General features: G+C 34.8%; 19 protein-coding genes and 1 riboswitch. Of the genes, 17 read left to right on the forward strand and 2 right to left on the reverse strand.

What is annotated here, in order from left to right:
- Positions 1 to 14: 14 nt before the first annotated feature.
- Entirely contained in the window at positions 15 to 386 is a 372-nt protein-coding gene (locus H9636_RS14870; RefSeq protein WP_191708375.1) for a nucleotide excision repair endonuclease, read from the reverse strand.
- Between the two features lie 176 nt (positions 387 to 562).
- On the opposite strand from H9636_RS14870, the gene H9636_RS14875 reads away from it, so the two are divergent.
- From H9636_RS14875 to H9636_RS14930, 12 genes are all read left to right on the forward strand, one after another.
- On the forward strand, positions 563 to 988 hold the full coding sequence (locus H9636_RS14875; RefSeq protein ID WP_191708357.1) for an acyl-CoA thioesterase: 426 nt from the start codon (positions 563 to 565) through the stop codon (positions 986 to 988).
- A gap of 146 nt (positions 989 to 1,134) precedes the next feature.
- Positions 1,135 to 4,923 (forward strand): AAA domain-containing protein, encoded by a 3,789-nt coding sequence (locus H9636_RS14880; protein WP_191708358.1) that lies wholly within the window; start codon positions 1,135 to 1,137, stop codon positions 4,921 to 4,923.
- Between the two features lie 12 nt (positions 4,924 to 4,935).
- Positions 4,936 to 5,718, forward strand: coding sequence for a hypothetical protein (locus H9636_RS14885; protein WP_191708359.1), 783 nt, complete (start codon positions 4,936 to 4,938; stop codon positions 5,716 to 5,718).
- A gap of 51 nt (positions 5,719 to 5,769) precedes the next feature.
- Positions 5,770 to 5,881: riboswitch (SAM riboswitch) on the forward strand.
- A gap of 105 nt (positions 5,882 to 5,986) precedes the next feature.
- Positions 5,987 to 6,925 (forward strand): homoserine O-acetyltransferase MetA, encoded by a 939-nt coding sequence (metA, locus tag H9636_RS14890; protein ID WP_191708360.1) that lies wholly within the window; start codon positions 5,987 to 5,989, stop codon positions 6,923 to 6,925.
- A 150-nt stretch (positions 6,926 to 7,075) separates the two neighbouring features.
- On the forward strand, positions 7,076 to 7,585 hold the full coding sequence (locus tag H9636_RS14895; protein WP_191708361.1) for a sigma-70 family RNA polymerase sigma factor: 510 nt from the start codon (positions 7,076 to 7,078) through the stop codon (positions 7,583 to 7,585).
- Positions 7,582 to 8,883 (forward strand): DUF4179 domain-containing protein, encoded by a 1,302-nt coding sequence (locus H9636_RS14900; RefSeq protein WP_191708362.1) that lies wholly within the window; start codon positions 7,582 to 7,584, stop codon positions 8,881 to 8,883. The genes H9636_RS14895 and H9636_RS14900 overlap by 4 nt, the downstream gene beginning before the upstream one ends.
- Before the next feature lie 95 nt (positions 8,884 to 8,978).
- A complete protein-coding gene (locus H9636_RS14905; RefSeq protein ID WP_191708363.1) occupies positions 8,979 to 9,839 on the forward strand; it encodes an MBL fold metallo-hydrolase in 861 nt (286 codons plus the stop codon).
- A 293-nt stretch (positions 9,840 to 10,132) separates the two neighbouring features.
- Complete coding sequence (locus H9636_RS14910) at positions 10,133 to 11,443, forward strand: GntP family permease (protein ID WP_191708364.1); 1,311 nt, start codon at positions 10,133 to 10,135, stop codon at positions 11,441 to 11,443.
- A 20-nt stretch (positions 11,444 to 11,463) separates the two neighbouring features.
- Positions 11,464 to 12,414 (forward strand): 3-hydroxyacyl-CoA dehydrogenase family protein, encoded by a 951-nt coding sequence (locus H9636_RS14915; RefSeq protein ID WP_191708365.1) that lies wholly within the window; start codon positions 11,464 to 11,466, stop codon positions 12,412 to 12,414.
- 131 nt (positions 12,415 to 12,545) lie between these two features.
- Positions 12,546 to 13,235, forward strand: coding sequence for a CoA transferase subunit A (locus tag H9636_RS14920; protein WP_191708366.1), 690 nt, complete (start codon positions 12,546 to 12,548; stop codon positions 13,233 to 13,235).
- Positions 13,222 to 13,869, forward strand: a complete 648-nt coding sequence (locus tag H9636_RS14925; protein WP_191708367.1) for a 3-oxoacid CoA-transferase subunit B — start codon at positions 13,222 to 13,224, stop codon at positions 13,867 to 13,869. The genes H9636_RS14920 and H9636_RS14925 overlap by 14 nt, the downstream gene beginning before the upstream one ends.
- Entirely contained in the window at positions 13,862 to 15,136 is a 1,275-nt protein-coding gene (locus H9636_RS14930) for an MFS transporter (RefSeq protein ID WP_225230252.1), read from the forward strand. The genes H9636_RS14925 and H9636_RS14930 overlap by 8 nt, the downstream gene beginning before the upstream one ends.
- 61 nt (positions 15,137 to 15,197) lie before the next feature.
- Here the strand turns inward: H9636_RS14930 and H9636_RS14935 are convergent, their stop codons facing one another.
- The gene (locus H9636_RS14935) at positions 15,198 to 16,592 is read right to left on the reverse strand and encodes a hypothetical protein (RefSeq protein WP_191708368.1); all 1,395 of its coding nucleotides are present in this window, start codon (positions 16,590 to 16,592) and stop codon (positions 15,198 to 15,200) included.
- Between the two features lie 242 nt (positions 16,593 to 16,834).
- Between H9636_RS14935 and H9636_RS14940 the strand changes: the two genes are divergently transcribed.
- The 5 genes from H9636_RS14940 to H9636_RS14960 all read left to right on the forward strand — a co-directional run bounded on the left by H9636_RS14940 (position 16,835) and on the right by H9636_RS14960 (position 22,615).
- Complete coding sequence (locus H9636_RS14940) at positions 16,835 to 17,977, forward strand: CapA family protein (protein ID WP_191708369.1); 1,143 nt, start codon at positions 16,835 to 16,837, stop codon at positions 17,975 to 17,977.
- 112 nt (positions 17,978 to 18,089) lie between these two features.
- Entirely contained in the window at positions 18,090 to 18,299 is a 210-nt protein-coding gene (locus tag H9636_RS14945) for a hypothetical protein (RefSeq protein WP_191708370.1), read from the forward strand.
- Positions 18,300 to 18,334: 35 nt separating this feature from the next.
- A complete protein-coding gene (locus tag H9636_RS14950; protein WP_191708371.1) occupies positions 18,335 to 19,228 on the forward strand; it encodes an alpha/beta hydrolase in 894 nt (297 codons plus the stop codon).
- Positions 19,229 to 19,356: 128 nt separating this feature from the next.
- Positions 19,357 to 20,361, forward strand: a complete 1,005-nt coding sequence (locus H9636_RS14955; RefSeq protein WP_225230253.1) for a VanW family protein — start codon at positions 19,357 to 19,359, stop codon at positions 20,359 to 20,361.
- Between the two features lie 253 nt (positions 20,362 to 20,614).
- Positions 20,615 to 22,615, forward strand: a complete 2,001-nt coding sequence (locus H9636_RS14960; protein ID WP_191708373.1) for a methyl-accepting chemotaxis protein — start codon at positions 20,615 to 20,617, stop codon at positions 22,613 to 22,615.
- Positions 22,616 to 22,722: the final 107 nt, after the last annotated feature.

A 22,722-nucleotide genomic window follows, 5' to 3' on the forward strand; every position in this document is an offset into this window, starting at 1 on the left:
ATCAGCTTCTTTTATTAATAAAATACTTTTTCTACATTATATTTTGCACGTAAAGTATTAATCGCATATGTCTCATATATTTCCCGTTCCATCGGATCTTCGATTTCATATACTTCAATTTTATAAATTTCATCACGATGATTTTTCATCGGAGAAACGTTGTCTTCAAAGTGTTTCTTAATACGTTGACGTATTTTTCGCGCTTTTCCTACATATAATAACTCATTTGCTTTATTGTAAAAGAAGAAAATTCCGCCTTTATCACGGGTAATTTTATGGAAATCAATAAAGCCATAGTAAGGAGTAATCGGCACATCTCCTTCTTTTAATTCTTGTTGACGTTGGTAAATCACAACGTTCGGTTTTGGTAATTCAATTTTAATCAAAGTCATTTCACGTCCTTCATTTGTATAGAGTTTTATGCTACCATAAATGCCAACCAATTGCTATAAAGGAAAATGTTCTTTCACTATATTTCAACATTATTATCACCCAATGTGTCAACTGTTATTATTGTTAAAAATAGAAAGAAATGCGTTATAATAAATTTGAGGTGAAAGAAATGTTTGTAAGTGAAAAACAAATTGAAATTCGTTACGCAGAAACAGATCAGATGGGTGTTGTATACCATGCAAATTATTTAGTTTGGATGGAAATTGGACGCACTCAATTAGTAAGCGATGTCGGCTTTAATTATGCTGGTCTTGAAGAACAAGGATACATATCTCCCGTATTGGATTTATCCATTCAATATAAAAAGGCAATGCGTTATGGGCAAGTTGCAACGGTTCGAACATGGGTAGAATCCCATTCAAAGTTAAAAACGACCTATGGGTATGAAATTTTACACGAAGACGGTTCTGTTGCTGCAACGGCTACTTCACTTCATACATTAGTGAAAAAAGATAGTTTTAGACCTTATCCTCTAAGTAAAGTTGACCCAGAGTGGGATGCAAAATATTTAGAAATTGCCAAGACAAAAAATTAAAACGAAACTTTTTCAGGCTAGCAAAAGCTAGTCTGTTTTATTTTTACCAAATTTCAAATTATTATTGTCCGTCTACCACGAACTGTTGAATCTTGATATAATAATCTTTATGAGCAAAAAACGATAGACGAGAAGGAGGTGTGTTCATGAGTCAACAAATCGGAACAATGGAGACAATTAAATGTTTTATTTTGTTAACGAATACCGCTAGAGAAGCTTTAAAGCAACATTTTCAAGATGAACACGCCTTCTTTAAATTGCAACATGGCTTCGACGTATATATTGAAAAACAATCTGTAGAACAAACGACATTGAACTTAACTTTCTTTTTTGATAATAAACGAAACGAAAAGCTGAAAAAAAAATTTGGTGACCGTGTTGTCATTATCGATTGTGCATTTGACTTAAAAAACGGGCTCGTTGCAAAAAGTTTTAGAACAAGAGGAAGAAATACACCCATTAAAACGAATCGTAGGCAAAAAATGCGCATTCATTTTGTGCCATCGCGCATTAGTGGTCATACATATTCTGAAAAATTTATTTCGACGATTGCACAACTTCCCGTTGCACAAGAACGATTTGATTATGTAAATAAACGAATCTCCAGTTGGGAAGGGTATTTAAAAGTTTTATATAAAAATGCTTCCATTGATGATATTGACGCTACTTTTCATTTTCTACAATATAATCAAGACTTTTCGAAAGTAACCATTCGCTGTAATGGCATTGACGACAAGCAATGGAAACAGTTAAAGGGTTTAAGTGCATATGTTAAAGGATTTCCTAGAGAAATTGGTGAAGTTATAAAAGTTCATCAACCGTCAAGAACGATTGAAATTGAATTAAACGGAAAAGTTGCTAAGCTCGCCCGCTCTAATGACTTTGATTTCTCTAGTGAATACATTACATTTAGTAATGCGTCCACAAAGTCCCAATTAAATCGACTACTAAAAGGTTTTGAACATTTAAAAGAAGGCTTAGCTGCTAATCCAAATCTTGAAAACATTTTATTTGAAGATACTCCAAAAATCGTTGAACGAAAGCAAAATATTTCTCTAGATTTTCATAATCCTTTAAATGAATATCAACGGGAAGCTGTTAGTGGAGCAATGTCCGCTGAAGATTTATATGTCATTCAAGGACCTCCAGGAACAGGAAAAACGACGGTTATTTCTGAAATTTGCTATCAAAATGCAAAAGCTGGTTTAAAAACGTTAATTGCATCCCAGTCAAATTTAGCTGTTGATAATGCCCTTAGCCGATTATTAAACAATAAAGATATCCGTATTTTACGGTATGGTCGTACTGAAAGTATTGAAGAAGAAGGTAAGAAATTTATAGAGGAAAACGTCGCCGAGTATTGGAAAAGACAGACTTACGAAGCCATTACGAAGGAAATTGAAGAACACGAACTAAAAGAACAACTTTTAAAGAATGACATTACCAAATATGAGTCAGAAATGGAATCCTTAAAGCAAAAGGAAAGTCAATTGCAAGAAGAAATAGCGAAAAAGGAAGCTGCTGAAAAAGAACTTAAAGTCGTAACAGAAGAGATCAGCCAGCTGAAGAAAAAAATCATTCCTTTAAAAAAAGAACGGGAAAAAACTGAGCAAGCGTTGGAAAAGCTTACTGCTTCCTATGAAAGAATTTCAGAAAAGATTAATGAACTGAAAGAATCTTTAGCTAACATTGGAACAAAGCAATTGATTGAAGAACAACTTTTAAAAGCTCAACAGAACTTGAAAAAAAGTAAACAAATACTGGAATATATTCAAGTAGAACAACAGCTCTCGCAAATAGAGTTACAACTTGCGGATGTTCAAAAGGAATTGAAAAGTATTGAAAACAGTTCGGATACGGTTTATTCCATTATTGAGTCGGTTGAGTCGATGAAAAAAATACATGAAATCGAGACTTTCATTGAAGAACAAAAGATTCACCGGGGGTATGTATTAAATCAACTGTTTTACGATATGGATAAAATTCATGAACAACTTTTAGCTTTTAAATCATTAAAGGATATTTTAGCCCGCTTAGAAAAAGCAATTGAATACAGTAAAACGACCCTTGGGATTGAAGAACAAGTGATTCCTTTACCAAGCAATCATCATTACTCCTTACAAGAAATCGAGGAATTTTTAACGAAATTAAGCTATGCTTTCGCCCAAAAGAAAATTACGAGAGAAAATGGAGCCCGGTCTATCCAAGGTCTATATTTAAGAAAGCAATATTTAAATCAGTTAACTCTTCGTTACAAAGCCCTTGTTGATGAGTCTCTTCTTGTGTTTAGCAAAATAAAAGAAGAAGTATGTGATCAAATTAAACAAAGAGAAGGCGCAGACCAATCTTCTCTAAACCAATTAAAAGCGAAAGAACAAGGCTTAATCCAATCGCAGGCGAATTTTAAAGAACAACTAAAAACTTTTACGTCTATTATTCAAAATGGTGACATTATTCCTTCTATCGCTGAAATTCATCAGATATGTGAAGCATTAGAAAATGAAATGCACACATTATTGGAAAACAAAGATAAAGCATCTCTTTTAGATGAACAGCTATCGAAAAAACAGCAAGAATTGGATAGTGTTCAAAGGGAGATTGAGAGTGGACAAACAATATTAAAACAATATATTACCGAATTAAAAGAATTCAACTCAAAGGGAATACAACTTGAAGAGAATTATGAACAATTAGAACAGTTAACAAAACAACATCCGGAACTCGAACTGGAAAAAACGAAGTTGAAAATGGAAGAGCTCTCAGTAGAAATCGGAAAACTGCATAAAAAAATTGCTATGCTTCCGATTGCTCAAAAAATGCAGCTACAATGGAAAACCTTACTAGAACAAGCTACCGAACATGATTTAGACGAAATACGAAAACTTTATGTAAAACATGCGAACGTCATTGGTACTACATGTGTTGCTTCTGCCAATAAAGAATTTATGGATAATTATCCGATTTTCGATGTTGTCATTATTGATGAAGTATCAAAAGCTACACCGCCAGAATTATTATTACCAATGTTAAAAGGGAAAAAGGTGATTCTAGTAGGGGATCACCACCAATTACCTCCACTAATCGGGGATGACACATTTGAGGAAACGTTAGAAACGGTCTTAAAAGAAAGTGATACCTTTGAAGAAAAAAGAGAATTGGAAAAACTATTAGAGGAATCTTTATTCGAACGTCTATATAAAAACTTACCTGCAACAAATAAAAAAATGTTAGCGATTCAATATCGGATGCATGAAAACATTATGCAAACGATTGCTCCATTCTATAAAAATGGGAATGATTCATTGAAATGTGGACTTCCTGATTCTGATGCATTACGGGATCATAAACTGGAGGGCCAATCTATTAAACGAAATGACCATTTATTATGGATTGATATTCCAAACAAACGACCGTTTTTTGAAGAACGAATGAAAGAAGGTTCAAGCTTATTTAATGAAGCGGAATTAGAAGTCGTTCGTACTATGCTACTTGAACTTAACGAAGCAACAGCAAAAGCTAAATCAGAAGGATTTATAGCTCAAGATGAATTGAAATCCGTAGGGGTAATTAGTTTCTACGCTGAACAAGTAAAGCGGATTAATCGACTCATTGATCATGAGTTAAACGTTCCCCATTTACATATTCGTACGGGTTCAGTCGATAAATTCCAGGGAATGGAAATGGACGTCATTTTAGTAAGTATGGTTCGTAACAACGATAATAAGCATGGGGATATCGGTTTTGCAAAAGACTACCGTCGTCTCAATGTCGCCCTTTCCCGGGCTCGAGAGTTACTCGTATTAATCGGTAGTACAGAGATGTTTATGAATCGTCCGAAAAAGGAAGAAACGAGAAACATGTATCGAAACTTACATCAAATTGTCCAAGCACAAAACGGTTATCGACATCATAACGAATTATTGATTACAACATAGTAAGGTGGATTTATGGAATTACTTTCATTACAACAATCACTATCTACTCAACTTATAAAAAAATCGAATAGCTCCATTTTGAAGACGGATACTTGGTGTGTACCTGTTCACAGTGTCAATATTACGTATAAACCAGTTTCCCGTACAAAAATGGATATATTAATGAAGATGATTCTCCAATCCGTTGCGAACAACGCCTTTGAGAATGCAGAACAATTAAGTGACATTCTTCTTGTAGAACAACTCTTTATACAAGACTTACTTTCAAAAATGGAAAAAACAGGTTTAATTAATAAAGTGGATTCCCATTATCAACAAACGGAAAAGGGACAAAAACAATTACAAAGCGGTGTCTTTGAAGAAGAACAAGATATGAAAACAATTGAATTGCTTTATAGTCCATCTCACCAATTATTTTTAAATGGAGATATTGAAGAAGTACTCGAATTTGAAGATTTTCCAGAGCAACTTTATCGTTATCATAAACAAGAAGAGAAAATATCCATTCAAGATGAACAAGTGTTGGAGGAAATTCGAGCGTATGAACAACCAGAATCAGATGAAGGAGAAAAGGAGAAGCATTTGTCCGTCATCCCATCGATTGATTCTATAGAAGATATCCAAATTAATGATATTCCTTGTATTGAGTTTATTATATACGATCAACAACTGGATCATTTCTCAGTACGCGTTTGGAATACATTGATTGATAATTGGGATGAAAAACTCGAACATGAAATATTCCAAAAAGAACAATCTACTTGGCGGGAAAATTATTTACAGAAAAATAATTAATGAATATTGCAAATATTAGCTTTACATGATAGTATTATTTTAATTTCATCAATCTTATCAAGAGAAGCAGAGGGACATGGCCCAATGAAGCTTCAGCAACCTCTAACAAACGGTTAGAAAGGTGCTAATTCCAGCAAGACAATTTTGTCTTGGGAGATAAGAGTGCGCGTATAAATTGTACCCTCTCATTCTCATGCTGGAATGGGAGGTTTTTTATTTATCTTTTCTTTTTAAGAAGAAATGAAAGTTAAGAAACGGGGGAACAAAAATGCCTATTAATATACCAAAGAATTTGCCTGCTGGAGAAATTTTGCGCAAAGAGAAAATTTTCGTTATGGAGGAAGACCGCGCACAAACCCAACAAATTCGACCTTTAAACATTTTAGTTTGTAACTTAATGCCAGAAAAAGAGAAAACAGAGTTGCAACTATTACGCTTACTTGGGAATACACCATTACAAACAAATGTTACCTTTCTCAATACCGCTACATACTTATCTAAAAATGTTTCAAAATCCCATTTAGATACTTTCTACAAAACGTTCAAAGAGATTAAACATCGTCGTTTTGATGGGATGATTATTACAGGAGCACCTGTAGAAAGAATGGAATTTGAAGATGTACACTACTGGAACGAAATTACGGAAATAATGGATTGGGCAAAAATCAATGTAACGTCTTGTATGTATATTTGTTGGGGAGCTCAAGCAGCACTCTACCATCATTTTGGTATCGGAAAATTCGAACTTCCAAAAAAATGTTCAGGAATTTATTCTCATGTCATTACTGATTTAACGGTAGATTTAGTTCGAGGGTTTAGTGATGAATATGTGGCACCCCATTCCCGTCACACATCGGTTTCCATTGATGATGTACGTAACTGTCCTGAACTGCGGTTATTAAGCTATTCAGAAGAAGCTGGTCCATTTATTATCCAATCTAAGGATACAAAGCATATTATGATTACCGGCCATTTAGAATATGATGCAACCACTTTAGCAGATGAATATAATCGGGATGTGGAAAAAGGAGAACCAGTGGAGTTACCAATCAACTACTTCCCAAATAACGACCCAAACAAAACACCAAAAAATACTTGGCGTGCCCATTCCCATTTACTTTTCTATAACTGGTTAAACTATTACGTATACCAAGAAACTCCATATGATTGGCATTTTGTTGATGATATGATTGAATATCATATTTAATCAATACTAAATCGAACGGATGTATGAAAGCCTATTTAAGGTTTACATCCGTTTTTTATTTTGTCTTTCTATTTATCATCAAAAATTTTTTTAAATTCAAGTGAACGATTTGTCATTTGAAAATGTCTAATAAATAAAGGGGGGAAATGAATGGAACAAATCGAATTGGCGAAAAAAGCAATAGCTGGGGACGAAACGGCCTTACTTCAATTATTGAAACAAGAAGAAAGCACCCATTACCGAATCGCTTTTAGTTATTTAAAAAATGAACATGACTCCCTTGAAGCCATTCAAGAATTTACATTTCGCTGTTTTCGTAAAATACATACGGTAAAGCAAGCACAATTTCTAAACACATGGCTCATTCGAGTTTTATTAAATGTATGCAATGATATACAAAAGAAAAAGAGTCGGTATGAATTTAGAAAGGACGTAGAGGAGCTAACCTTCCAAGTTGATTCTAATAAACTCGAACTATCGGAAGCTATTTCAAAATTATCGCCTGAACAACAACAACTCATTTATTTAAAATATTATTGTGATTTAAAAAATAAAGAAATTGCAAAGGAGATACACATTTCTGAAGGAACTGTAAAATCAAGGCTACACACTGCATTAAAAAAACTACGACTTCTATTTAATGAGGGGGGACAGTCATGAACGACAACAATTTCGATAAGTTAAAGGAAGAGTTAACGAATATTACAGTACCTACTGAAAAATTAGCTACTTTGCGACAAAATGGATATACAAAATACAAAAAAAGACAAAAAAGAACTCGTCTCTACTTCAAACAAGTCGCTTTAATTGCCGTTTTAGCCATTGTATTTGTTACTTCAATTCGTGTCTCACCAGCTTTTGCAAATGCTGTTGCGAAAATACCTGGCTTTGCACCCCTTGTAGAAATGATAACAAAAGATAAAGGGTTGAAAGATATTGTAGATAACGAATACTTTGAAGCACTAAATATTGTGCAAACGAAAAACAACATAACGCTCACGATCCTCGGTACAATTGCTGATGAAACAGGTATCGTTATTTTTTACGAATTGGAAGCACCTTTCAATCTTTCAAATTTAGAGACAAAAGAATTTCAACTAAGGCAAAATGGGGAAGTGATTAATGGATCCTCGACATCTGGATGGCCTTATACGGAAGCTAGTAAAACAATTCAAGGCAAACTTGAAGTCATTGCAACATCGAAAATCGATTATTCCCAGCCAGATTTTGAAATTTATTTGAAATTCGGTGATACAAAGGAAACTTCTTTTACGATTCCATTCACCTTAACAAAACCAATTCAACCGTCTAAAGTTTACGATGTAAATAAACCGTTAGAGATCGACGGTCAAACAATCTATGTACAATCATTAACGATTTCACCATTAAGAGCCGAATTGAAATTAAAGGCGGATCGACAAAATACAATGCAAATTTTACAAATTGATCAGTTGAAAGTATTAGATGAAAAGGGGGAAGAGTGGGGTAAAATTCAAGACGGCCTAGTCGGACTTGGAGGATTTCGGGAAGAAACCAATAGTATCTTTATTCAAAGTAACTACTTTAGAAAACCAGAAAAATTAACCCTTGTATTAGATCAAATCGAAGCTTTACCAAAGGGAGAAGATTATGTTGAAATTGATTTCCTTCGTCAAAAAGTAGTTAAAGTCCCGCCAATCGAAGATTTCGATATAAAAATTCTTGATTCAAATTCCATTGAAGTCACTTATAAACCAAAAGTAGATCATCATGTTCAACTGTTTAGTGACGTTATAGATGCTAAAGGTAATAAATTTTATCAAAACAGTTTTAGCGTATACGAAAATCATAATGGTTTTACAGAAAATGCTTATCAATTTGATTTAAAAGGTGCTGTTAATCCTGTACAAATTTATTTCTTTAGTTATCCTCACTATTTAAAAGGTTCAACCCAAATCGAAATACCATTAACAGAGTAATTTTTTTAAACCCACCGATAAGTGGGTTTTTCTTTTATATAAATGAATAGGTTAGAACATTTTAGAAAAAATAGTAGAGAAGGAAGGTGTTAAATTTGAGTGAACAAATGAATTATGGTGAAGATTATAAATTTATTCCCGTAACTTCTGTAATGAGTGGATTGGGTCAAGAAGTAACTTCAGATATTTATTCCTTAACAATCCAAGTCGTTAATCTCTGTATGGTCGGAAATACAAATCATTCCCAAGCTTGGACATTAATCGATGCAGGAATGCCCAAATCAGCTGATAAGATTATTCATGAAGCAGAAAATCGATTCGGTACAGATGCTCGTCCGAATGCGATCGTTTTAACCCATGGACATTTTGATCATGTTGGAGCCATCATTGAATTGATTGAACATTGGGATGTACCAGTTTATGCCCATGAACTAGAAATCCCCTATTTAACAGGAGTCAAAAGCTACCCTGCTCCTGATCCTACTGTAGAGGGTGGATTGGTTGCGAAAATGTCTCCTTATTTTCCTAATGAACCGATTAACTTAGGAAGCCATGTTAAACCATTACCGTCAGATGGTACCGTTCCTTCTATGTTGGAGTGGAATTGGATTCATACCCCAGGCCATTCACCTGGACATATATCATTATACCGGCAGTCTGATGGTGCATTAATTGCTGGAGATGCATTTGTGACAGTTAAACAAGAATCCTTATTTAAAACGCTCGTTCAAGATCAAGAAATAAGCGGTCCTCCCCGATATTTAACGACCGATTGGCAACAAGCTTGGGATTCTGTAAAAAAGTTAAGCGACTTAAAACCCCAAATTGCCATTACCGGTCATGGTATGCCAATGAAAGGGCAGGAACTAACAGATAACTTAACAAAATTAGCGATAGACTTTGATGTAATCGCTATTCCTAAATACGGTCGTTATGTTGATGGCTCACAAAACTAAATAAGTTTTTCCAAAAAGGATGTTTGTGGTAAACAAACATCCTTTTATTCTTTTCAATAAATGAATATAACAACTGCTCGTCTAATATTATGAGTTAAATAAAAAAAGGAGGTTCAAATTCGTATTAATATTCAATTTAAATGAAAATGTAGTACTTTTGGCAAAATTTTAAGCGCTTCCAAACTAGAACTTTACTTTACGGTGAGGGAGGGATAAATGAAATTATCTATAGTGATTTAAATCTATACAATTTTAAAATCTATTTTTTATTGTGAAAGAAGAGGTGAACAGTTATGTGGAGTTTAATAATTATCATTCTATCTTTAATTTTGTTAGTTGTCCTTGCTATGCGCGGATTTACCATTATTATCATTGCACCTGTTGTTAGTTTATTTGTCATTATCATGAATAATATGCCGATATTAGAAACTTTCCAAACCGCGTATATGAGTGGCTTTACTAATTATGTGAAAAATTATTTCTTAATTTTCTTATTCGCTGCCATGTTCGGTAAATTTATGGAAGAATCAGGTGCAGCTCGAACGATTGCGGAATATTTGCTTAAACTTTCAGGGAGAAAAAGTAAGTTAAGAGTCTTAGTGACAATTATGTTCATTTGCTCTCTTTTAACGTATGGTGGGGTTAGCTTATTCGTTGTTATTTTTGCTATTTTACCGATTGCAAAACCTATATTTAAAGAAATGGATATTCCATGGCATTTATTTATCGCTGCCTTCTTCCCGGGAATCGCCACTTTCACAATGACGATGTTACCTGGTACACCAGCTATTCAAAATATCATTCCAATTTCTTACTTAAACACTACCGTAACTTCCGGAGCTTTAATTGGAATTGTTACTACAGTTGTTATTATCCCAATCCTTATTTGGTATTTAAATTTCGCATTAAAACGCGCCGAAAAACGCGGTGAAACTTATTTAAATATGAAAAATCTTGAACAAGCTGAAAATGAAATGGCGAAAGATAAATACGCCCATAAACAATTACCGAATATCATTTTAAGTTTAGTTCCTCCAGCACTATTACTTATCCTATTAAATTTGTTTAAACTCGAAGTGCTCTATACGTTAATGATTACCGTTGTTGCTAGTGCTATCCTATTTTGGAAATATATTGACAAGAAAAAAGAAGTGGTGAACATTGGAGCAACAAATGCTGTCTTACCAATCATTAATACTTCTGCAGATGTGGGGTACGGTGCAGTAATTGCAGCTACTTCCGGCTTTGTTGTTTTTCAAGATATTGTAACAAACATTCCTGGTAATCCTCTTATTTCGTTATTTATATCTACGAATTTATTAGCCGGGATTACGGGTTCTAGCTCCGGTGGTTTAGCCATTGCGATGGAAACTTTAACAGATCTTTATTTAAAATTAGGAGTAAATCCTGAAGCTTTCCACCGAATTAGCGCAATTGCTTCAGGCGGATTGGATGCGCTACCTCATAATGGTGTCGTGATTACAACATTAATTGTAGCTGGTTTAACCCATAAAGATGCTTATAAACATATTTTTGCAACTTCTGTCGTTATTCCTTTAATTGCTGCAATTCCAGGACTACTTGTTGCTATTATGTTCTATTAATATCGTTGGAGGTTTATAGAATGAAAAAAATCGGTGTGATTGGTGCAGGAACAATGGGTTTTGGAATTTCTTTTTATTTCGCCATTCATGGTATTCCTACTCATGTAGTGGATATATCAAATGTTGAACTGGAAAACGCAAAAGAAAAATTGAAAACCTATTACCAACTTTTTAACGAAAATGGATATCCTCTTCCGTTTTCTGAAAGGGAAACGGTATCTTTCTTATCCTATTCTACCGAACTAAATCATCTAAAAGATGCCGACTTAATTATTGAAAGTGCTACAGAAAATTTAATTTTAAAACAAGAATTATTTAAAAAATTAGACCTTCTTGCAAAACCCGAAGCCATTTTAACTTCGAATACATCTAGCTTGAAATTATCCGATATCGCCTTATATGTTAAAAAACATCGCAATCGTTTATTGTTAACCCATTTTTTTAATCCAGCTCAAATTGTTCCATTAGTAGAACTACTTCCATCAGAAGAAACATCCACACAGATTGTGGATGATATCAAAACGTTCTTTGAATCTATCAATAAAACACCAATTATCATCAAGCGGGAAGTTCCAGGTTTAGCTGCCAATCGAATACAAGTGGCGCTAGCACGTGAAGCATTATCTCTTTTAGAAGATGGTGTCCTTTCAAAGGAAGATTTAGAAAAAACTTTATATGATGGTCCAGGATTTCGATTTGCTGCTTCTGGATTACTTAAAATTATAGATTTTGGTGGATTAGACGTTTGGTCGTCTGTCTTACAAAACTTACAAAAGGAAATCGAATCTGAGGTGAGGGATTTTTCCATCATAAATGATTTAGTGCAGAAGAATGCGATTGGTGTGAAAACCGGGAAAGGGTTTTTTGAATATCCGAACAAAGGTTTTGACGAATTTGTTCTTCAACGTGATTCAGAACTATTAAAACATTTGTTAAATACCCGTTATAAACTTTTAAATAGGGATCTATGACCAATTTTAACGCTACTTACTTAATGGATAGGACAACCTTATCCATTAAGTAAACTTCACGATTAGCCGATTGATTCAGTCGGCTCTTTTCATATAAAGACAAACACTTTATGAGTGGAAGAGGGGGAAACATGAAACAAAAGGTATTAGAGAATGTTCGCGATTTAATTTCTCTATTTAAAGATGGCCAAAAAATTCTAGTTGGTGGATTTGGTATTTCCGGTACGCCGTTAACCATTATTGATCTCATTGCTGAATCCGGTGTAAAGGGATTACATATTGTCAGCAATAATTTAGGAGATTATGGAATGGGTCTTCACCAACTTTTTATTCGCGGTCAAATAGAAAAAGCTATTGGATCTTTTTTTACGATAAATCGAGAGGCAGTTGTTGCTTGGTCAAAGGGGGAATTATTAATCGACCTATTACCCCAAGGAACATTGGCAGAAGCCATTCGATGCGGAGGAGCAGGGATTGGTGGATTTTATACAAAAACAGCTGTCGGAACGGAATTAGCAAAGGGAAAAGAAGAGCGGGTTATTGATGGGGAACGTTATATTTTTGAAAAAGCAATAAAGGGCGATATCGCAATTATTCGGGCAAAGAAAGCAGATAAGCTAGGAAATCTGATTTACCATATGACAGCACGAAACTTTAACCCTATGATGGCTACAGCCGCGAATATTGTCATTGCAGAAGTCGATGAAATCGTAGATGTTGGTGAAATGGACCCAGAGCAAATTGTGACACCTCATGTTTATGTTGATTATATTATCCAAACCGCCTACAAGAAAGAAGGAGATCAATATGTTAAACAATGATGTTCGTTACAAAATTGCTGAACGTATTGCTCAAGAATTAGAGGATGGGCAAGTTGTCAATCTAGGAGTTGGTATTCCAACATTAGTCAACGCTTTCATCGAAAATAAAGAAGTATATTTACAAGCTGAAAATGGTTTATTAGGAATCGGTCCACCTCCAACGATTGACCAATTAGATATCGATTTAATTAATGCGAGCAAAGAACCTGTAACGATTACGAAAGGAGCTTCTTTTTTTAGTAGTGCCGATTCCTTCGCGATGATCCGTGGTGGACATGTGGATGTAGCGGTATTAGGAATTTTACAAGTCGACACAAAGGGACAAATCGCCAATTGGGCAGTTCCGAACCAGCCTATTCTCGGTGTAGGAGGAGCGATGGATTTAGTCGTTGGTGCAAAAAAAGTCATTGGAGCAGCAACTCTATTTACAAAGGATGGTACTTCGAAAATCGTAAAAAAATTAACCTATCCGATAAGTGGAATCAGATCCATCGATTTACTCGTTACAGATTATGCTGTGTTTTCCTTTGAAAGTGGTGAGATTCACGTCAATGAGATTCTAGTCGATATGCCGATAGAACAATTAAGTGAAAAGCTTGGAATCACATTAAAATGGAGGGAACCAGTTGACTAATGATGCGATCATAAAATCTATTACACGAAAGCGCAACTTAAGAATTCTACCTTTTATTTTAATTTTGTATATTGTCGCTTATTTGGATCGTGTCAATATGGGATTTGCTGCATTAGAAATGAATGCAGAATTAGCATTAACGGCTGAGGTATTTGGTCTTCTTTCAGGCATTTTCTTTATCGGTTACTTTTTCTTTGAAATTCCCAGTAATATGATCATGCATAAAGTCGGTGCCCGCCTTTGGATTGCCCGGATTATGATTTCATGGGGAATTATCGTTATTTTAACAGGGTTTGTTCAAAATGCAACACATCTCTATATCCTTCGATTTTTACTAGGTGTTGCAGAAGCTGGATTTTTCCCCGGTATTATTCTATACCTTACTTATTGGTTCTTAAAAAGTGAACGTTCAAAAGCAACAGCTATATTAATATTAGCACTCCCTATTGGTGGGTTAATCGGTGCACCTGTATCTACTTGGATTATTGACCATGTTACATGGGCAAATTTATCGGGTTGGCGTTGGATGTTTATTTTAGAAGGGATACCTGCATTAATACTCGGCGTCATCGTGTTATTCTATTTAACAAATAGACCGCAAGAAGCTAAATGGTTAACGGTAGAAGAAAAAAATTGGATTGAACAACAATTAGAGGAAGAAAGAATCGCTAGCAGCAAAATTAATAAACCAACGAAACGGGAGATGTTAAAGGATTTAACCGTTTGGAAACTTTCTGCCTTTTACTTTGCAGCCTACACGGCTATCTATGGTTTATCTTTTTGGATTCCTACTATTATTAAATCATTATCAGAAATTCATACGACAAATTTTGAGATCGGTTGGCTATCGATGCTACCATCATTAGTCGCCATTCCAGCAGCCCTTTTTGTCGGGTGGAATGCAGACCGAACGGGAAAATTAAAAAAGCATTTAATGATTTGTTTAACGATTGCCGTCGTTGGATTTATTGGGTGTGCCGTCTCAACAACAGTAGCTCCAATGGTAATTTTCTTATCCCTGACTTCCATAGGTTTATATGGATTTACAGGATGTTTCTTTGCCTACTTAACTTTTTTCTTTACAGAATCAACAGCACCTGTAGGAATTGCTTTAGTCAATTCGTTTGCTGCTCTTGGCGGTTTTGTAGGCCCTACCATATTAGGCATGTTTAACTTAACATCGGGAATGTTCCTCTTAGCTGGGATATTAGTAATAGGAATTTTCATTTTAATGACAATGAAACGAACCCACGAAAACATTGCGTAAATCACTACTGTATACAATTAAAATGGTGGGCTATCATCATGTGATGCCCACCACAATATTATTAAATTAAAAACATTGCTACAATTGTTGTCACAACTAACCCTACAACGACCGGAATAAGGTTTCTACGAGCAAGTTCAAAGGGACTTACATTACAAATTGCTGCAGCTGGAATTAATGCCCATGGAACAAGGGTTCCGCCGCCAACAAAAATTGCTGCGATTTGACCTAAAGCAGTTAAAGTAGCAGTACCATCTCCAATAGCAGTACCAAATAAACTACCAATCGAACCCGCCAATGTTATTCCAGAAAATCCAGAACCATCTAATCCAGTAATCGCACCGACACCTGTAAGAGTAACGGCAGCGATTTCACCTGTTAAGGGCACAACGGAAGCGAGCGCAATCCCTAAATCATTCACAATTCCTTGGGAATCATTTGGTAAAAACTCGCCTATAATCGTTAAAAACCCTGAGTCTCCTAAGTAGAAGAAAGCGGCAATAGGTATAACAGGACCAAATACTTTAAAACCAAATTGAAAACCTTCTATTAAATAACTGGTTGTCTTCTCCAACCCTTCATTTTTATGGGCGAAGAGTGCGAGTAGTATAAGAATGAATACTGTTGTGCCACCTATAAGTGCTGTCGCATCTCCTCCAGAAAGGTTAAAGATGGACATCGCCACGACATCTAATAGGAAGGCGATAGGTATTAAAATAGCAAAAAACTTCCGCTGCCCAATCGTTAATAACTTTTCATCCATCTTTTCATCTTGTTTTTCACGATCAAATGTACCAACCATTTCAATCTTTCCAAGCTTCATATCTCTTCGTAACATGATAAAGGCAACAACTGTCGTCACGACCCCCATTACGATCACTAACGGAATGCTAGCTGTCACAACTTCTGATACAGGAATCCCTGCTGCATCGGCCGTTAATTTCGGAGCACCTTGGATAATAAAATCACTGGAAAGGGCAATCCCATGACCAAATAAATTCATCGCCACAGCTACTCCTAATGCAGGTAATCCTGCACGTATGGCAACTGGAAGTAAAACTGCCCCAAGTAGTGCAACTGCTGGGGATGGCCAGAAGAACCAAGAAATAATCATCATTAGTATCCCAATCGTCCAAAAGCCTAGCGTAGGGTTTTTAATGACTTTCGTAAATGGGGCGACCATCACTTCATTAATACCAGTTTTCATTAATACCCTGCTCATCGCGACGATAATGGAAATGATTAGAATCGTCGATAATAATTCTTGTATTGCAAAAATGAAACTGTTAAAAACACCACTTATGGATGCCGTAAAATCACCAGTCGCTACAATGGCAAGAATAAAAATTCCTATAATACATATTAGCGTTGTATCACGACGTTTTATCATAAAACCAATAATCAATACGATAAATACAACATAAATCCAATGAAGTGCGGACAATTCTACATTCATTCGCGTATCCCCTCATTTCGTTTAAACTTAGAATATGAGGTAAAAGACTAATAGGTGAGCATACTACTTCATCGGAAATGAAAATAAATTCAAACATATCATTTAAAACGACAATGTAATTGATTTAAGGATAAACAATTGTAAAAAATAATAAAAATGATAATATTTGGTTATTATATAGTTATACTTTCATATTTTTCCAATACAAAAGGGAGGTGTCCTCTATTTTAAAAAGGTATTTTTTGCTCATATTTGTAATCGTTTTAACTTCTTGTGCTAATAACCATGACTCGAAACAACTTGTAGAAAAACCCGAAGAAGTTGCACCTCCAATACAAAAGGAACCTGAAATTTATACAGCTACCTTATCAGCTATAGGAGATATTTTAATACACGAACCAATCTATCAAGAAGCTTTTATTGGAGATAATCAATATAGTTTTTCTGACATGTTTGCTCAGGTAAAACCTTTTTTAGAAAGAGCAGATATTACTATTGCAAATAGTGAAAGTATAATTGGTGGCCAAGATATTGGACTTTCAAGCTATCCACAATTTAATAGTCCTTATGAAGTAGGGGATGTATTAAAGGAAGTTGGTGTAGATGTTGTCAATATGGCTAATAATCATACATTAGACCGTGGAGAACAAGCAATTTTAAATGCTACTAATTATTGGAATAAACTAGGAATCACTTATATCGGTGCATCGACAAGCGCTAAAGAAGCAGAGCAAATTAAAACATTAACCGTTAATCAAATTACGTTCTCCTTTTTAGGTTACACATATGGTACAAATGGTCTTCAAGTACCTGAAGGAAAGGATTATTTAGTCAATTATATCGATGAAGAAAAAATAAAAGTTGATATTCAAAAAGCAAAGGAAACATCCGATATTATCGTCCTCAATTTACATATGGGAGATGAATATAGCCGAACTCAAAATGAAAACCAAGAAAAAATCGCTCAATTAGCTGCCGATTTAGGTGTCCACATTATTTTATTCCATCATTCCCATGTATTACAGCCTGTTAAATGGTATACAGGAAAAACCGGAAATCAAACTTTTGTCATCCATTCCTTAGGGAACTTTTTATCATCTCAAGATGAAATTTATCGACAAATTGGTGCTTTACTTGAGTTGGATGTAAAGAAAACGATCACTTACGATAAAGAGGGAAAAACTTATACAACGGTTGAAATCAATCATCCTAAATTATTACCTACTTATGTGGAGTTCCAAAATTGGAAGAACTACAAAATATTACCATTGTATAAAGTAACGGAAGAGCAATTGCCGAATGCAAAAATTTTGTATAGTGAAATAAAGACTCATATGTCTCAATATGTATCCAATCTTCATTTCATTGAAGATGAATCGAAATAAACAAATGCAACCAAGTTATAAAGAGGTGACGCTCCTTTAACTTGGTTTTTCTATGTGTAGAGATTTCTTCATTGGATAACATAATGATTAGGAATGAATAAAGGTGGTTAAGATGAAAGAATTTAAAGTGACCTACTTTTTTGATGAACAACATTATATTAGAAGATTTATTCATGTGGAATCCCAGGAACTAGCTGAACGACTTATTCAAAGTGAACGGGATCAATATATTTCCTTTACTGATAGCAGAGGGATATATCATGAACTGAATACACAAAACGTCCGTGTCATTCAAATTTCAGAATATCATCGTAAAAAATAATTTTTGTACATACAAAAATAGAAGGGAGATTTACAATGCCACTGCATCATTATATTGAACAATATTTTCAAAATCATCCTCACGCAAGGGTTAAAGGAGTTCCAATCAGCTCAAACGAAAAAAAACCAAAAATATTAAAGGTGGAAGATACATTTATTCAATCGACAACCAATCAAATTCCAATTCGCATTTATACTCCAGATGAAGAAGATGACTACTATCCACTTTTCTTATTTTTTCCGGGAGGTGGATTTATTAATGGAGATATAGGGTCTTATGATACTTCCTGCAGACTTTTATCATCCCTTTCCGGTTACAAAGTCATTGTTGTCAATTATCGTTTTTCTCCAGATTATCCCGCGCCTAGTGCTTTTCAAGATTGTTATTTTGCAACCCAATGGGTCATGAAACATGCACATGATTTAGGAGGTAGAACAAACGATGTAGTTATCGGTGGACCAAGTGCAGGAGGAAATCTTGCAACGATGGTCGTTTTAAAGTCCATCATTACGGGAGAATTTCAACTTGCAAAGCAAGTACTTCAATATCCAATTACAGATTTAGACGTACAAATAAAGGGAAGCGAATATCAATCAAGAGAACTATATAACGGTAAATATGGTGTAGATATTACAAAAAGCCATGCGGATTTTATTCATCACATGCAATCTGATATCCCTAGCGAATCGCCAATTTTTGTGGATCACCAATATTTAGCTAAAATGCCGAAGACGTTAATTTTCACTGCAGAATATGACCCCCTTTGTGATGAAGGAGAATTGTATGCAGAAAAGCTTAAACGAGCAGGCGTTCAAGTAAGACTTGTCCGATTTGACGGTAATATCCACGGATTTATGCAAAGCTTTCCTGGGTCACCAGACTACATGCGCGGGTATGATATAACTGCTGAATTTTTAAATAATGATTAAGAGGAGTAGTACGAAACCTGATGTGGATTCGTGCTGCTCTTTTTCACTAATGACTTATTTCTCCTTTTTTGAGACCTATCGAAACCTTCATGAATACACTAGGGAAATATTTCTGTGTTATGAAGGGGATGGCCGTGAAAAAAATTTACATGATAATGATATGTTCCCTAATTTTAGTTGGGTGTAGTAAATCTACTAGCAGTAAGGAACAATTAAAAGAACGAATTACCCAATTAGAACAACAAGTTGAAGAATTAGAAAGGGAAGCAACAAAAGAACAGAATGGTACTGATGAAAAGATAGAAGAGGGAACTTCTATTATTCACTTAATCGATCCATCAACGGAGGAAATCATTTTTTCCTTTACGCCTGCTGAACTAGGATTTTCGACAAATTTAGATCGTTATAAGAAGGAAATTGAACAGTTAGCAATGGAATTAGCTCGTGGTACCGTTAATAAACCAGGATATGACCAAAGAATGGTACTGGATAAAATAAATGAAAATGGAGAACTAGTGAAAGGAAAACCACAAGTCATTTTAAAGGAAAAGGAACTTGTGGAAAAAATATTAGCTGTATCTAAGACAGGAGGGAACATAGAACTTCCAATTTATATGACCGAATCAGGATATCATCAAAGTGAAATTGCCGATTTAGATAACGTAGTGATTGCATCCTATACAACTTATTTTAATTCAACTGATGTAGGGAGATCATCTAACATCAAACTTTCAGCAAATGCGATATCCAATGTGATCGTTGGAATAGAAGATATTTTTTCCTTCAATACAACCGTCGGACCACGGACAAAGGAAACCGGCTATCAACCAGCTTTAGAAATTGTCAACGGGGAATTTGAAATGGGAATTGGTGGAGGTATTTGCCAAACGTCTTCAACATTATTTAATACGGTCGATCAATTAGGAGTTCATTACGTTGAGCGACATCACCATTCAATTGATATAGGTTATGTTCCTAAGGGAAGAGATGCGACCGTGTCATATGGTTCATTAGATTTTCGATTCCAAAATACAACAGGAGTTCCCTTTATGATCCAAGCATCTACTACGAAAGATTCTATTACAATAAAGCTTACAACTTCAGAAAAATATGCACTTCTTTTAAAGAATTAAAAAATCTGAGATTGATAGACACTACTATCCTATAGTGTCTATTTTTATTGAATTAGAACTATAGTCCTCGATTTTCTAGTCGATTCAATTTTCAATTTAGTATGAATGCTCTAATAATATCTTTAATTTCTACTATTTCCATTATATAATGTATTTGGATAATTAGTAGGAGAAAGGGTGGGTTTCCAAAATTTTAATCCTATTCATACGGATTATCTAACAAGAGCATTGTGAATACAAAGGGGGAAAAGCTTTGAAAAAAAAGAAAAAATTAAGAAAAGGTAAAACGAGTATTCGGAGTAAATTTATTAGTGCTTTTTTACTGATATCCATTGTTCCTTTATTAGCAGTTGCCTTTTTTATCCAAAGCAACAATAGTAAAATTCTTATCGATGAAGAAAAAGATGCTATGCACAACCTTGTATTAAATAAAGCCCAATCCATTGATGATTGGTTTAAGTCCCAAATGTCTGAAATGGAAATTGCCGCTTCTACGGATGTAATGAAGTCAATGGATCCTGATCGACTCGTTCCCTATATTACGTTTTTAGAAGATCGTTCTGATATTTTTGAAACGATGTATGTAATTAATCGAGACGGTATTGTAATTGCCCATACAATGAAAGATAGTATTGGTCAAGACTACAGCGACCGCAGTTATGTACCTACTGCATTTGGTGGAAAATCGGTTTATTCAGAAGTATTGACATCAAAAGCAACAGGGAATCGAATTGTCGTTTCTGCAACGCCGATTAAAGACGATCGTGGAGTAATTGTTGGTATATTAGCCGGTTCAGCAAACTTTGATTTGTTAGTAGATACATACTTAAACAATGAAGAAACATCCAATATGATTACTTTAGTAGATAAACAAGGATTTGTACAAGTTTCTCCTGAACCGGATTTCCTCGGAAAGAATATAAAGGAACTTAAAGTGGGCGGCTTTAATAAAATTTTAGAAAATAGCATCTCAGATACAGGGATATCGAATTTCTCCTATGACGGTGAACAATTTATTGGTACATATGCACCAATCAAGACTACTGGCTATGGGTTAACGATTTACACTCCTGAAAGTAAAGTATTAGCTGTTTCCAATGCTGTAAAAAATGCAAGCTTATGGATGATTGGCGCAGCTGCGATCATCATCATTCTTATTTCCACTCTGATTGTACGAAGCATTACAAAGCCTATCCTTACAATTGCATCTCGAATGGATAAGGTTGCTTCTGGTGATTTGACTGTCCAAGAAGTCAATTTAAAAAGAAAAGATGAATTTGGTCAACTTGCCAACAACTTTAATGTAATGGTCCAAAATATTAAACATTTAGTTTCTGAAATAAATATTGCTTCCAATAAAGTTCTTTCATCATCAGAGGAACTATCTGCTAGTTCGGAGGAAACCGTTCGAGCAACTGAACAAATTGCCGCATCCATCCAAACTATTGCATCAACAACTGAAACGCAAGCTAACTTCACCGACGATGCAAAATCAGTTGTGACGAACATATCAAACGGGATATCAACGATTACAAATAATATTCAAAGAACAAACGAACTATCAAATGATGCGGTTCAAGCGGCTAATTCGGGAACAAAGGTGATTTCGAATACAGTTGATCATATGACAACAATTGAACATAAAACGAACTCCGCTTCAGCAACAATTAATAGCTTAGGAAAAAAATCATCCGAAATAAATGATATTATATCTGTCATTACAGGAATTGCGGATCAAACAAATTTATTAGCATTAAATGCAGCAATCGAAGCTGCAAGAGCAGGGGAATATGGAAAAGGTTTTTCTGTTGTGGCTGACGAAGTTCGAAAATTGGCAGAACAATCTAGCCAAGCATCGGGACAAATTAGTAATTTAATTAAAGAAATTCAACAAGAAATTGCATTATCTATTTCAGCAATGAATGAAGGAAATATCGCTGTAAAAGACGGTAAAAAACAAGTTGAACAGGCTGGGGCAGAATTTGAACATATTGCGCTATCAGTTCATAAAGTTTCAGACCATATGAAAGAAATATTAGAAGAAAGCGAACAAATTAAAAACGTGTCAGAGAAAATGGTCAAAGATATTAAAAATATCTCTGAAATTTCGATGGAAGCATCAAGTAATACACAAGAAATTGCTTCTGCATCTGAACAACAAAATAGTTCAATGGAAGAAATTGCTGCATCTGCAGAAAATTTAGCTTCTATGGCTGAAGAACTAAAAAACATCGTCAAAACATTTAAATTTTAATACAAATAAAAGGCAACTTTTCGTACTATTTGAACTGAACCCTATAAAGTAGACAGTTTAATTAAAAGGGAGTTCGCCACCTATTTTAAGCGGCGATTAGATGGCTT

The organism is Ureibacillus galli, assembly GCF_014836845.1.
In the GTDB taxonomy this organism is placed as follows: Bacteria; Bacillota; Bacilli; order Bacillales_A; family Planococcaceae; genus Ureibacillus; species Ureibacillus galli.

What these genes read in the sequence shown, in the direction of transcription:
- H9636_RS14875 (WP_191708357.1), top strand. Translation starts at nt 563, where the DNA reads ATGTTTGTAAGTGAAAAACAAATTGAAATTCGTTACGCAGAAACAGAT.
- H9636_RS14880 (WP_191708358.1), top strand. Translation starts at nt 1,135, where the DNA reads ATGAGTCAACAAATCGGAACAATGGAGACAATTAAATGTTTTATTTTG.
- H9636_RS14885 (WP_191708359.1), top strand. Translation starts at nt 4,936, where the DNA reads ATGGAATTACTTTCATTACAACAATCACTATCTACTCAACTTATAAAA.
- metA (WP_191708360.1), top strand. Translation starts at nt 5,987, where the DNA reads ATGCCTATTAATATACCAAAGAATTTGCCTGCTGGAGAAATTTTGCGC.
- H9636_RS14895 (WP_191708361.1), top strand. Translation starts at nt 7,076, where the DNA reads ATGGAACAAATCGAATTGGCGAAAAAAGCAATAGCTGGGGACGAAACG.
- H9636_RS14900 (WP_191708362.1), top strand. Translation starts at nt 7,582, where the DNA reads ATGAACGACAACAATTTCGATAAGTTAAAGGAAGAGTTAACGAATATT.
- H9636_RS14910 (WP_191708364.1), top strand. Translation starts at nt 10,133, where the DNA reads ATGTGGAGTTTAATAATTATCATTCTATCTTTAATTTTGTTAGTTGTC.
- H9636_RS14915 (WP_191708365.1), top strand. Translation starts at nt 11,464, where the DNA reads ATGAAAAAAATCGGTGTGATTGGTGCAGGAACAATGGGTTTTGGAATT.
- H9636_RS14920 (WP_191708366.1), top strand. Translation starts at nt 12,546, where the DNA reads ATGAAACAAAAGGTATTAGAGAATGTTCGCGATTTAATTTCTCTATTT.
- H9636_RS14925 (WP_191708367.1), top strand. Translation starts at nt 13,222, where the DNA reads ATGTTAAACAATGATGTTCGTTACAAAATTGCTGAACGTATTGCTCAA.
- H9636_RS14935 (WP_191708368.1), bottom strand. Translation starts at nt 16,592, where the DNA reads ATGAATGTAGAATTGTCCGCACTTCATTGGATTTATGTTGTATTTATC.
- H9636_RS14945 (WP_191708370.1), top strand. Translation starts at nt 18,090, where the DNA reads ATGAAAGAATTTAAAGTGACCTACTTTTTTGATGAACAACATTATATT.
- H9636_RS14950 (WP_191708371.1), top strand. Translation starts at nt 18,335, where the DNA reads ATGCCACTGCATCATTATATTGAACAATATTTTCAAAATCATCCTCAC.
- H9636_RS14955 (WP_225230253.1), top strand. Translation starts at nt 19,357, where the DNA reads ATGGCCGTGAAAAAAATTTACATGATAATGATATGTTCCCTAATTTTA.